The following is an 11637-nucleotide window of genomic DNA, read 5'->3' on the forward strand; positions in this document are numbered from 1 at the left end:
GTGGTGGTGTCGGACATCAGGTCGTCAGCCGAGCAGGCCGTCGATGGTGGCGGCGGCGTCGGTCAGCGCCTGCTGGACCGACTTGCGGCCGGCGGCGGCGTTGCTCAGCTCCTCGGTCATCGCGTCCTGCATCTCCTGCTGGCGCGCGATGACAGGCGGCAGGGCGATCGACGCCAGCGAGTCGAAGACCGCCTGGCGGTTGGCGGGCTTCGCCGTGTTGTCCAGGTAGCCGGCGAGGGTCGCCTGGTCAGAAATGGGCGGGAGCTCCCAGGAAGCCTTGATCCGGGTGGTGGCCGCGGTCTGGGAGGAGGTCAGGAAGCGTGACCAGGCCCAGGCCTCAGCCGGGTGCTTGGTGGTGGCGGACGCGGCGATGGCGTTGTGGAAGACCGCGCTGGCCTTGGTCTGGTCGCCGGGCTCGACCACGACGTCCCACTCGAACGGCGCGTCGGCCATCCCGGCGAACTGCCAGATGCCGTTGTGCCACATCGCGAGCTTGCCCGACTTGAACAGGTTGGTGTCGTAGTCAGCCGTGCCGCCGATCTCAGCCTCGGTAGGCATGGTGTTACCCACCTTGTCCACCAGCCAGGTCGCGGCCTTCACCCCTTCGGGACTGTTGAACGCGGTCTTCTTCCCGTCGGCGGTCAGGAACTCGCCGCCCGCCTGCTTGAGCGTCTTGTAGAACTCGAAGAACTGCACCGGCTGGAAGTCGCCGTACACACCCTTCTTCTTGTCGGTCAGTTTGGCGGCGGCGGCCTTCTCCTCCGCCCAGGTCCAGTCGGCGGTGGGCGCGGGCAGCCCGGCCGCGTCGAACAGCGACTTGTTGTAGAAGAGCACGACGGTAGAGAACGACGCGGGCAGGGCGAACTGCTTGCCACCATGGGTGAACGCCTTCAGCGACTCGGCCGCGTACACCGAGGGCTGGTAGTCGTCGCCGGCGGCGGCGGTGCCCAGGTCGAGCAGGGAGCCCGCGCTGGCGTAGGTGACGAAGTTCTCGTAGTTGAGCTCGAAGGTGTCGGGCGCGGTGTTCCCGGCGATGCTGGTCTGGAGCTTGGTGAAGTAGTCCGCGAACGGCGCCGTCTCCACGACGACGTCGATGCGCGGGTTCTCCTTCTCGAACGCGGCCACGATCGTGTCGAGGTCGGCGACGTGGTCGGGGGCGGCGGAGAAGGTGAAGTAGCGCAACGTCACCTTGCCGTCCGGCGCGGTGCCGGTGTCCCGGGTGGCCGAGCCCTGGGCGCAGGCGGTGGCCAGCACCGCGGTGAGCAACGCCGCCGCGGCCTTCGTGGTTCTCTTCATGGTGGTACCTCCGTGGGGGGATTACTTGAGGCCGGACTGCGCGACGCTGGCGATGACGTGTTTCTGGGCGAAGAGATAAAGAATGAGGATCGGTACGACACTGACCACCGAACCCGCCATCACCACGTTCCACTCGGTGGTGAACTGGCCGTGCAGGGAGGCCAGCCCGAGCGGGATGGTCATGAACTCCGGCGACCTGATGATCACCAGCGGCCACAGGTAGGCGTTCCAGCTGGCGATGAAGCCGAAGATGGCGAAGGTCGCGAGCGCGGGCCGGATCAGCGGCAGGATCACGAAGACGAACACCCGCGGATGCCCCGCGCCGTCCAGTACCGCCGCCTCGTCGAACTCGCGCGGCACCTGCGCGATCGCCTGCCGCAGCAGGAAGACGCCGAACGCGGAGGCGACCGTCGGAGCGAGCACCGCGAAGTAGGTGTCCACCAGGTTGAACGCCCGCATCTCCAGGAACAGCGGCACGACCAGGACCTGCATCGGCACCATCAGCGTGGCCAGGTAGACGGCGAACAGCGCGTTCCGGCCGGGGAACGGCAACCGGGCGAAGGCGTACGCGGCCATGGAGCTGGTCACCAGCTGGAGCACGGTGGAGGCGACGGCGAGCCAGGCGCTGTTGAACACGATCCGCCAGAACGGCATCGCCTCCAGCAGCCGCCGGTAGGCGTCCAGGCCCGCGCCTTCCGGCGTGAAGTCGGGCGGCGAGACCAGCAGCGTGCCGTCCGGGGTGAGCGAGGTGACCACCGTCCACGCGAACGGGAACAACATCACCAGCGCGCCGAGCAGCACCGGGATCGCGCGCAGGACCTTACCCATAGTTCACCCACCGGCGCTGGGCCCGGATCTGGATCAACGTCACGATCAGGATGACCGCGAACAGCAGCCAGGAGAGGGCGGAGGCGGCGCCCGCCCTGCCGTACCTGAAGGTGAGGTCGTAGATCTGTTCGACCACCACCGTGGTGGCGCCGGCCGGGCCGCCGCCGGTCATCACGTGCACCTGGTCGAAGACCTGGAAGCCGTTGATGAGCGAGATCACCACGACGAAGAACGTCGAGGGGGAGAGCAGGGGGAGTGTGATGTAGCGGAAGCTCTTGAAGCCGGTCGCGCCGTCGACTCGTGCGGCGTCGCGGTACTCCTGCGGGATCGCCTGCAGGCCCGCCAGCAGGATGATCATGACGAAGCCGAGGTCCTTCCAGGCCGAGGCCAGGATGATCGACGGCATCGCCCAGGTCGGATCCGTCCACCAGCCGGGCCCTTCCAGGCCGACCAGGCCGATCAGCCAGTTCACCACCCCGCTGGCCGGGTTGAGCAGCCACTTCCACATCAGCGCGACCACCACCCAGCTGGTCACCACCGGCAGGAAGTAGATGGCGCGCAGCACGTTCCGGCCGCGCATCGCCCGGTTGAGCAGCAACGCCAAGCCGAACCCACCGGCGTACACGAGCGGCAGGTAACCGGCGATGAAGTAGAGCGTGTGCCCGAACGCGGCCAGGGTCCGGTCCTCGCCGAGCAGTTCGACGTAGTTGTCCAGGCCCACCCAGCGCATCGGGGTGATCAGGTTCCACTCGTGCAGGCTGGTCCACAGCGAGCTCGCCATCGGGATCAGCGTGAACAGCGTCAGCGGGATGGCGCTGGGGAGCAGGAAAAGGGCCACCGTGCCCGCGTACCTCAAACGGGAACGGCGCGGTCCCACGGCATGCGACCGTGCATGCGCCGGGGCGGCTTTCCTTGTGGGATTCGCGCTGACTTCGGCTGTTTTCGCGCCGGTCATGGTGTCGAGCCGATCAGCCGGGCCCGGACCAGGCGCCCCTGCTCGCCCGCCGCCCCCGCCGCGTCGAACGGCGTCGCCAGCACCAGCGCCGCCGCCCCCTGCGCCCAGCTGGTGTCATCCCAGCTCTCCACCTCGACCGAGATGTCCCGCCGCCCCGGATACAGATGCGCCCGAATCGCCGGATCGAACCCCACCTGCCAGTACGCCCAGTCGGCGGTCCCCTCCCCGAGCACCACGACCACCTCCGGATCCACCACGTTGATCAGCCCGGCCGCGGCCCGCCCCAGCACGGCCCCCGCCTCGGCGAACACCGCCTGCGCCGCCGCGTCCCCACCCGCCGCCGCCCGCCCGACGTCCGCGACGCCCGCGTCTTCGGGCAACTCCATCCGGGTACGAGCTGCGCCCACGAGCCCAGCCGCCCCCACCAGGGACTCCAGGCACCCTTGGTTACCGCACCCGCACACCGGCCCCGCCGCGAGCATCGGCACGTGCCCGAATTCCCCGGCGCCACCCCTGGCGCCCCGGTAGACCCGGCCGTCGGTGACGATCGCCGCGCCGACCCCGCGCCCGATGGTGAGGACCAGGAAGTCACGGTGGGTACGGCCCCTGCCGTACAGGCGTTCGGCGGCGGCCAGCGCGTTGACGTCGTTCTCGACCAGCACCGGGAGGTCCAGCCGGCGGCGCAGCCGGTCTCCCACCGGGGTCGCCTGCCAGCCCAGCGTCGGCGCGTTCACCGTGCCGATCGCCTGGTCCTCGACGCTGCCGGGCACCCCGACCCCGATGCCGAGCAGCGGGGGATCGGCCGCGGTCCGCGACACCGCGTCGGCGACGGCGTCCACCAGGTCGTCCAGCGCGCGCGGCGACGTGGTGTCCACCGGCCGCTCCCAGGCGCCGAGCACCTCGCCGTCCAGCCGTACGTCGACGATCACCAGGTGGTCGGTGGTCACCTTGACCCCCAGCGCCCGCCCCGCGCTCCCGATCAGCCCCAGCTTCTGCGCCGGGCGCCCGCCGCGGGACGGCTCCAGCTCCAGCTCCTCCAGCATCCCGTGCCCCATCAGCTCGCGGGTGAGCTGGGTGACGGTGGCGGGGCTGAGGTCGAGCTGGCGGGCGATCTCGGTCCGGCTCAGCGGCCCCACCGTGCCCAGCAAGGCCAGGATCGCCGTCCGGGTGAGATCGCCTCGGTCTGTGCTGTACCGCTGTACGGCCATGGGGAGGTAGACTTTCTTTGGTAGTAAATTCGGATGTGAAGATATTCCTGACCGGGAAACCCCGTCAAGAGGGAGCGCACAACGAGATTTCCGGAAATGTGACCATCTGGGCCGTGGTGGTCCAGGGGGAGTGACCAGGCCTTCCGCGGGTAACGGTGAAGAGCATGAACGTACTCGGCATCGACATCGGCGGGTCGGGCATCAAGGGCGCGCCGGTGGACATCAAGACGGGCGAACTGGTCGAAGACCGCTACCGCATCCCGACCCCCGAGCCGTCAACGCCGGACGCGGTGGCCGACGTGGTCCAGAAGATCGTCAAACACTTCTCCTGGAAGGGCCCGATCGGCATCACCTTCCCCGGAGTGATCATCAACGGGGAGATCCGTACCGCCGCCAACGTCGACCGCTCCTGGGTCGGCGTCGACGGCCGCGCCCTCTTCGGCAAGAACACCCACGTCCTCAACGACGCCGACGCCGCCGGCATCGCCGAAATGACCTTCGGCGCCGGTCAGGGCCACCAGGGCGTGGTCCTGGTCCTCACCTTCGGCACCGGCATCGGCAGCGCCCTGTTCACCGGCGGCAAACTGGTCCCCAACACCGAGTTCGGCCACATCGAGATCCGCGGCAAGGACGCCGAGACCCGCGCCTCCGACCAGGCCCGCTCAGAGAAGGAACTCAGCTGGGGCATCTGGGCCGACCGCGTCCAGGAGTACCTCCTCCAGATGGAACGCCTGCTCTCCCCCAACCTGATCATCATCGGCGGGGGAGTCAGCAAGAAGGCCAAGAAGTTCCTCCCGGACGTCACCATCAACACCCCGATCCTCCCAGCCATGCTCCTCAACGAGGCCGGCATCGTCGGCGCCGCCCTGGCCACCACCGAGAAGTGAATCCCCGGGGCGACAACGACCAGCGAGAGGCAGACTCTGATGAGCAGCAGTTCGTTCCGACCCCTCTCACCTGCTGGTCTAGTTGTCGGGTTCGGCTATTTCGATGGTGTGGAGCGGGTGTTCGAGCGCGGCTGAGGGCTCCTGCCATTCGGCGGCGTTCATGGTGAGGATCGGGCAGACCGAGACGTTGGCGATTGCGGCGACGTGCGCATTCCACGGGTCAAGTCCGGTGGCGGAGATCATGTCGACAAGATCAGCTGCCTGATCAACGCCATCCAACGGTGCGATGACGACGTTGCCGAAAGCCGAAAATCCGGCCAGCGATGCCTCAGCGTCCGCGACGCCGCGATTGGCCAGCAGCGCCCCGGCCACGGCCAGGACCGGCGCCACCATGGGCTGGCCGGTCCTGTCGAAGTCCTGAATCAGGCTGATGAGATCGCCGTCCCCGCGGACCAACTCTTGCAGGACGCTCGTGTCGAGGATGTACGGCGTCGGAGTGTGATCACTCACCGGCCGCTACCTGGAAGCCCTGGGCGCGGGCCTGCTGGTCGATGTGAGCGCGCATCCTGGCGACCCTGGCCGGGTCGGCGTGAGCTGCCCGCTCGCGCAGCAGCGCAAGGCCCTGGTGCTCGCGGCGCCGGCGAGCCAGGATCGCCGCGTTGAACGCGGCGGACACCGACTCTGCACGGCCGGCCGCGACGAGCTGCTCGGCGTAGTCCGCTGCCACCGGGTCTACGGTGATGGTGATGCGCCGCTTAATGTCGCTCATACCCGGGGATCATACTCCCAGTTTGGCCCGCTACCCAGGCTGTTTGGCCAGGAACCGGATTTCCACCAGGACGCTTCGGTCTGGCCGTCCGCCATGCTGTACGGCACAGGTTTCGGTGTGGGCGTTCACATGGCAGGGGAGTCCGAACTTCGGAGACTCAGTTCGGTGAGGGCCGTGGTGGGGTCGTCGGCGAAGAAGCGGATGGTGGTGACCTGAGCCTGGCGGCCGAGGGGTCGGGTGATGGTGATCGGGTCGGTCAGGTTGACGATCATGTTGGTTTGGGAGGAGACGGCGAGGCTGAGGCGGTCTCCGGTGACGGTGACCATGCCGTTCTCGTTGTAGTTGCGGGACAGGCGGATGGTGGCGATCTGCCCGCGGGGGATGCGCAGGTCGAAGAAGGCGCCGTAGCGGAGGCGTAGTTCGGTGGCGGTCACCACGTGGGGGCGGGTGACGCAGGCGGCGACGACCGCGAGGCCGATGAGGATGCCGTAGAGGTCGAGAAAGAGGACGGGCAGGCGCACGGCCTCCGGGGCGTCGATGGCGCGGAGGATCACGTCGAGGACGACCGTTTCCAAAGCCATCAAGATCAGAAAGATGACGAATGTGGTGGTCTGTTCTTTTGCGTACGTGACCTCGACCGAGCCGGGCGGGACGCCGTTGCGGCGGCGGAGCGCCCAGAGGACCAGGCTGACCATGCCTTTCGCGTCGAATCCAGCGATTCTGCGGATGATTGCGATCATTGAGTGCGCTCCGTCAGGGTGATCACGGCCAGGCGGAAGACCTCGGCTTGGGCGGGGGTGGCCTCGTCGAATATCCAGCCCTGCCAGTCGCCGTCGGAGTGGGCGATCATCGCGGCGGCCATGTCGGCGGGAATGTGGGCGACCAGGTCGGCGGCGAGGGCGGCGACACGGGGGTCGGCCGGGTCGGCGTCGGCCAGGTCGTCGAGGCGGGCGTAGAGATCGTGGCTGCGAGCGAGGGCATCGGGCTCGATGAGGGGACGAACCAGGTCGAGGACCTGATCGCGATCGGCGGGTGTCGCGACCGTGTCCATGAGGGCCAGGAGTTGCCGGTCGAGGGCGGCGAAACTCGACCCGCCGGCGGTCAAGTCTCGAAGCACCGCCGCCAGGTCGGGCGAGACCGCCGATTCGGGGGTGAGATCGGGCTCAGTCAGCAGCGTGGCCAGGCGCGCTCTGCGCGCGGCGATCATGTCCTGCTGACGGGCCAGGTCAGCGTCAAGCCCCGCGAGGACTTCGCGAAGCTCCTTACCCTGATCGTCGGCCAGGACATCGTGGATCTCGTCAAGCGAGAGGCCGAGCTCGGCCAGCCGCCGAATCCGGGCCAGAGTGACAGCGTCACGAAGGCCGTAATCACGGTAACCGTTGGCCAGCCGTACCGGCTCGGGGAGAAGTCCCAGGTGATGGTAGTGGCGCACAGCGCGGGTGGAGATCCCGACCAGTGCGGCGAGTTCACCGATCCGCATGCCCCCATTAGAAACGTTGACGCTACGACAAGGTCAAACGCTTCTCGCACGCTTCAAACAGCGTCCCCGATCTCTTCGAAGGCTGGTGTCGTCTGTGCTTCCATCAGAGCACACTAACCAGGCATAACCGACACGAGTTCCGGGACAATGAACTCTCCCGCCGAGCTGGCTAGCCTCGGTCCAGGAGATCAGCGCGGGCGTCCAGGAGACCTACGGCTACGACCCGGTCGAGCGGACCGGCAAGTCGATCTTCGACTACCTGCCCCGAAGGACGTACCCGGCATCCAGGCCCAGATCCACCGCATGATCGAGGACGAGAGCACGACCAATGCGATCGAGAAGAGCCGGGGAAGCAGGCCTGGTCACGCCCCGTCGGTGCCGCACAGGATTGCCAGCCGATCGAACCCCTATGAGGGCCCAATCGTCAGCGACGTTCCCTGGCGTGGAGCGGTTATGACCCACAGTAACGACTACGCTTTTGGTTGGCCCCGCGCCCGCGGGGATGGCCCGTTGCCGTATCACTTCGAGCCTGGGAACTCCGGCAGGATGATCGTGTGACTAGCGGACAGGTGGGATGTTGTGGACGATCGGTTGCTGGAATTGCGGGTGCGTAACTTCCGAAGCCTACGAGATATCACGCTTCCACTTGGGCCCGTGAACGTGATGGTCGGGCCGAACGGCGCGGGAAAAACTAATGTGCTCGAAGTCTTCCGATTCCTGGCTGACATCGTGAGAACGGACTTGGAACCGGCACTCGAACGCCGGGGTGGTCTTGAGTCAATTCTGTTCCGCGGCGACCGAGCTGATGACTTTCTTCAGATCGACCTTAGCGGCACCTGGGACGCCCAGACTGTGGCAGGTCACTATACGCTCAAACTTACCGGTCCCGTCCTAGCCCGCGAAGAGCGGTTCGTTTTCGATTTTGCGGACGGAACACGGAGGCTGACCCAGGTGGAAGGGGCCAGCGCATCGATGGAGACGCTCGCACCGGATGGTTCAGTGCGCGAAATACTCGCGCCTCCTCCTTTCCGGCTTGACGAGAGTCGGCTCGGTGAAGCTGCCCTGGGCATCAACCCTCTCAGCAGTGGGCTTTCCACGCTCTCTCGGCTGGCTCCCGGGATGGGCGGTGCGCAAGTGCGTTCACTCGCCGACTTCCTGGATTCCTTCAAGATAGTACAGATTGACGTGGAAGCAGCGGCCAAGCCTTCGCGCATGCGGGGGACCAAGTTCTCCGCGATTGATTCGGACGCCTCCAACCTGGCCATCTCCCTCCTTTCACTGTCGGCCACGGAGGCATGGGAGTTCCTTGTGGCAGACGCTGTCGCGGTGCTGCCACAGTTGGAGGACATCGACTTCGAGCACCCGTCCGGCCCGGCTCGTGAAGTAGTGGTAGTCCTACGCGAAAGGGGCCTGCGTGACCCCACCCAACTCGCGGACGCCTCGTACGGAACGATCCGCCTGCTGAGCCTGCTGGCCCTCCTCTACGACCCGAGGCCGCCCGCGCTGACGTGCATCGAGGAAATCGACCACGGGCTTCACCCGCAGGCACTGGAGCTACTGGTCAACCGCATACGCGAACAAAGCAAGCGCACCCAGTTCCTCATCGCGACGCATTCTCCGGCATTCGCCAACCGCCTGACGCCGGATGAGCTCATCGTGTGCGAGCGGTCAGCCGACGGATCCTCGATCATACCCGCGATCTCAAATGAGAAAGTAAAAGAGATCGTCGCGGCCAGCGAAGGGCTGCCGCTTGGTGAACTCTGGTTCTCCGGCGCGCTCGGGGGTGATCTGTGAGCCGGAATGGCGGCACCCGAACTCGTGCCGTGAAACGCCCTGTCGTCGTCCTGGTCGGAGAGGACAGCAATGATCGCCGCTGTCTGCGAACCCTGCTCGAAGAGCACTGCCCAGATATGCGCGGACGACTGGTCGAGATCAATCCGAGCATGAAATTCTGGGCGGCAGGAAACGAACGTCTGGACGAACGGGTCGACCGGTTGCGCAAGCTGGTCAACGCTCGTGCCGCGCGGGAGGGCGCGGAGGTCGCCTGTGTTTTCGTGCACGAGGATCTGGACCGGGCGGATAGCAGCGAATATCCCGTACTGCGCGAGCGTGTGGAAAAGGCGATGAACAAGGCGCTGGGCTCCGCGCATTATGTATTGGCAGTGTGGGAAACCGAGGCGTGGCTGTTACTTTTCCCTGACGCGCTCGCCGCATTCGTAGCGAACTGGCAGTTGCCAGCGAGATACCGGGGCAGAGATACCGGTCGGCTCTCCGACCCGAAGCGGATCCTCATGAACGAGGTCAGTCGCTCGGGCCGCAGATATCGAGAGTCAGATGCGCCGGAGATCTTCGAGAAGGCCAGGGAGATGAGGCTCCTGGCGCATCCTGTCGGGTCGAACCGTTCGTGGACCCAATTGTGCGGTGATGCGACTCGATGCTGCTCGGAACACCTGCGCCAACCCGCACACCCCTGAACGCGACCCGCCGGGCGCCGGTCATGGTCCGCGATGATCTCGTGCCCGCTGGGGGCAGTCGTCGAGGTCGTTCAGCGGTCCTGAAGGTCTCGATCAGTATGGCGAGTTCAGCGATCCGCGTGCCCTCATGAGAAACGTTGTCGTTACGACTAGGTCAAACGGCAGCGGAAACGCACGGTGTGGTCGCTAGCATCCCCGCATGTCAGGGTTTGTCCGCTATGTGCTGGTTGGCTTGTTGGCTGGTTCGGGGGCGACGTACCTTCCGTCGGGAGCGTGGCCGCGCCTTGCACCACGCGATATCGGGATGAGAGGGCGGCAGAGGAAGCTCGGCGCGAGCTGGATGTGGAGTTAGGTGAGCTGGTCGCTCATCGGCCGGGACAGGTCGCGGTCATGGTCAAGGATCTGATTACCGGGGCGACCGTCGGCTACCGGTCCACTCGGAAGGATCAGATCACTGCTAGTGGGAGCAAGGTGGACATTCTGGTCACGCTGCTGCGCCAGGTTCGGGCGGAGCGTCGGAGACTCACCGCCGCGGAGCAGGCGACTGCCGAGGACATGATCCGCCATAGCGACAACCTTGCCGCCGATGAGCTCTACCGCCGGATCGGTGGGGCCGCCGGGTTGGAGACCACCTACCGCCAGCTCGGCCTGACCGATACCGCCCCTGGCCCCAGCCACTTCTGGGGCACCACCACCAGCCCAGCCGATCGGGTACGACTGCTCACCGCCCTGGTCAAAGGCACCCAAGGGCTCGCACCGGAGGACCGGGCCTACGTGCTGGCCCTGATGGAGCAAGTCGAGCCCGCCCAGAAGTGGGGAATCAGCGCGGGAGCCCGGCCTGGCGATCGGGTCGCGCTCAAGAACGGCTGGACGCCGCGGGCGTTTGTGGACAACACCTGGGCGGTGACCAGCTACGGCCGGGTCTTCGGGCCGGGCCGCGACTACCTGATCTCCGTGCAATCCGACATCCAACCCACCATGGAAACCGGCATAGCCACGATCGAACAGGTCAGCGCCCTCGTGTCCCGGCGCCTTCCCGGCCTCGGCCTGGTCCGGCTCTACCCGTGCGTGCCGCTGCCCCTCAGGGGGACCTTCCCCTTAATTCCTACCTGGACAATATGAATTATTCATGCCAAGATTCGAGCATGGATGCCCTGACCGAGCGTCGCTACATCGATCTGCTCCGCGTCTGCAGCGCCGCCTGTTGATCTACCGCGCACCCCCGTCGGCCACATCAACCAGGCAAAAAAGGAGAATCCCGATGTCTCAGGCGAACGTCATCGACTTCGTCCCGCGTTCCGCTCACGAACCGATCGTGGATGACGGCACCGTGCTCGGTGTCATCCCCGTTCCCGGCACCGATTCCGCGCTTGTCATCGTCAGCCACCTGGTCTCCGCACCGCGTACGGAACCGCGAGCGGAACCCGAGCTGCCGCCGCGCCGCCGGGACGACCTGGAGATCGACCGCGACACCCGCACCGTCCGCCTGGACGGCGTCTCGGTCGAACTGACCTACCGCGAGTTCGAGCTGCTCGATTACCTGGCCGCCGCGCCCGGCCGCGTCTACAACCGCAAACAGCTCATGGCCGCCGTCTGGGACCGGTACGGCGACGACAACGCCCGCACGATCGACGTGCACATTCTCCGCCTCCGCCGCAAACTCGGGCGGCACGCGGAGCGGATCATCACCGTGCGCAACGTGGGTTACAAGTACCAGGCTCCGCCCCGCTGACGCGCCCG

Annotated in this window: 13 protein-coding genes; 5 read left to right on the top strand and 8 right to left on the bottom strand. The window is 66.6% G+C overall.

The features are described from left to right. Nucleotides 1–24 precede the first annotated feature (24 nt). The 4 genes from Aple_RS09085 to Aple_RS09100 form a co-directional block, all read right to left on the bottom strand. Complete coding sequence (locus Aple_RS09085; protein ID WP_155344056.1) at nucleotides 25–1296, bottom strand: ABC transporter substrate-binding protein; 1272 nt, start codon at nucleotides 1294–1296, stop codon at nucleotides 25–27. Between the two features lie 21 nt (nucleotides 1297–1317). Next, complete coding sequence (locus Aple_RS09090) at nucleotides 1318–2124, bottom strand: carbohydrate ABC transporter permease (RefSeq protein WP_155344057.1); 807 nt, start codon at nucleotides 2122–2124, stop codon at nucleotides 1318–1320. Continuing rightward, nucleotides 2117–2962, bottom strand: coding sequence for a carbohydrate ABC transporter permease (locus Aple_RS09095; protein ID WP_218038202.1), 846 nt, complete (start codon nucleotides 2960–2962; stop codon nucleotides 2117–2119). The genes Aple_RS09090 and Aple_RS09095 overlap by 8 nt, the downstream gene beginning before the upstream one ends. 113 nt (nucleotides 2963–3075) lie before the next feature. After that, nucleotides 3076–4287, bottom strand: a complete 1212-nt coding sequence (locus Aple_RS09100) for an ROK family transcriptional regulator (RefSeq protein ID WP_155344059.1) — start codon at nucleotides 4285–4287, stop codon at nucleotides 3076–3078. A gap of 164 nt (nucleotides 4288–4451) precedes the next feature. Here Aple_RS09100 and ppgK point away from each other — a divergent pair, with 164 nt between their 5' ends. Further along, nucleotides 4452–5174, top strand: a complete 723-nt coding sequence (gene ppgK, locus Aple_RS09105) for a polyphosphate--glucose phosphotransferase (protein ID WP_155344060.1) — start codon at nucleotides 4452–4454, stop codon at nucleotides 5172–5174. A 78-nt stretch (nucleotides 5175–5252) separates the two neighbouring features. Here the strand turns inward: ppgK and Aple_RS09110 are convergent, their stop codons facing one another. From Aple_RS09110 to Aple_RS09125, 4 genes are all read right to left on the bottom strand, one after another. Further along, a complete protein-coding gene (locus Aple_RS09110) occupies nucleotides 5253–5684 on the bottom strand; it encodes a PIN domain-containing protein (RefSeq protein WP_155344061.1) in 432 nt (143 codons plus the stop codon). Beyond that, entirely contained in the window at nucleotides 5677–5943 is a 267-nt protein-coding gene (locus Aple_RS09115) for a hypothetical protein (RefSeq protein WP_155344062.1), read from the bottom strand. Before Aple_RS09115 ends, Aple_RS09110 begins: the two co-directional genes overlap by 8 nt. A gap of 125 nt (nucleotides 5944–6068) precedes the next feature. After that, on the bottom strand, nucleotides 6069–6683 hold the full coding sequence (locus Aple_RS09120; protein WP_155344063.1) for a hypothetical protein: 615 nt from the start codon (nucleotides 6681–6683) through the stop codon (nucleotides 6069–6071). Further along, nucleotides 6680–7423, bottom strand: a complete 744-nt coding sequence (locus tag Aple_RS09125; protein ID WP_155344064.1) for a MerR family transcriptional regulator — start codon at nucleotides 7421–7423, stop codon at nucleotides 6680–6682. The genes Aple_RS09120 and Aple_RS09125 overlap by 4 nt, the downstream gene beginning before the upstream one ends. Before the next feature lie 606 nt (nucleotides 7424–8029). Here Aple_RS09125 and Aple_RS09130 point away from each other — a divergent pair. From Aple_RS09130 to Aple_RS09145, 4 genes are all read left to right on the top strand, one after another. Continuing rightward, a complete protein-coding gene (locus Aple_RS09130) occupies nucleotides 8030–9217 on the top strand; it encodes an AAA family ATPase (protein WP_281361537.1) in 1188 nt (395 codons plus the stop codon). 29 nt (nucleotides 9218–9246) lie between these two features. Then, a complete protein-coding gene (locus tag Aple_RS09135) occupies nucleotides 9247–9897 on the top strand; it encodes a hypothetical protein (protein WP_246264275.1) in 651 nt (216 codons plus the stop codon). A gap of 342 nt (nucleotides 9898–10239) precedes the next feature. Continuing rightward, on the top strand, nucleotides 10240–11019 hold the full coding sequence (locus Aple_RS09140) for a serine hydrolase (RefSeq protein ID WP_170321359.1): 780 nt from the start codon (nucleotides 10240–10242) through the stop codon (nucleotides 11017–11019). Nucleotides 11020–11158: 139 nt separating this feature from the next. Then, the gene (locus Aple_RS09145; RefSeq protein WP_246264277.1) at nucleotides 11159–11629 is read left to right on the top strand and encodes a winged helix-turn-helix domain-containing protein; all 471 of its coding nucleotides are present in this window, start codon (nucleotides 11159–11161) and stop codon (nucleotides 11627–11629) included. Nucleotides 11630–11637: the final 8 nt, after the last annotated feature.

Origin of the sequence: Acrocarpospora pleiomorpha (assembly GCF_009687885.1) — a bacterium.
Lineage (GTDB): Bacteria > Actinomycetota > Actinomycetes > Streptosporangiales > Streptosporangiaceae > Acrocarpospora > Acrocarpospora pleiomorpha.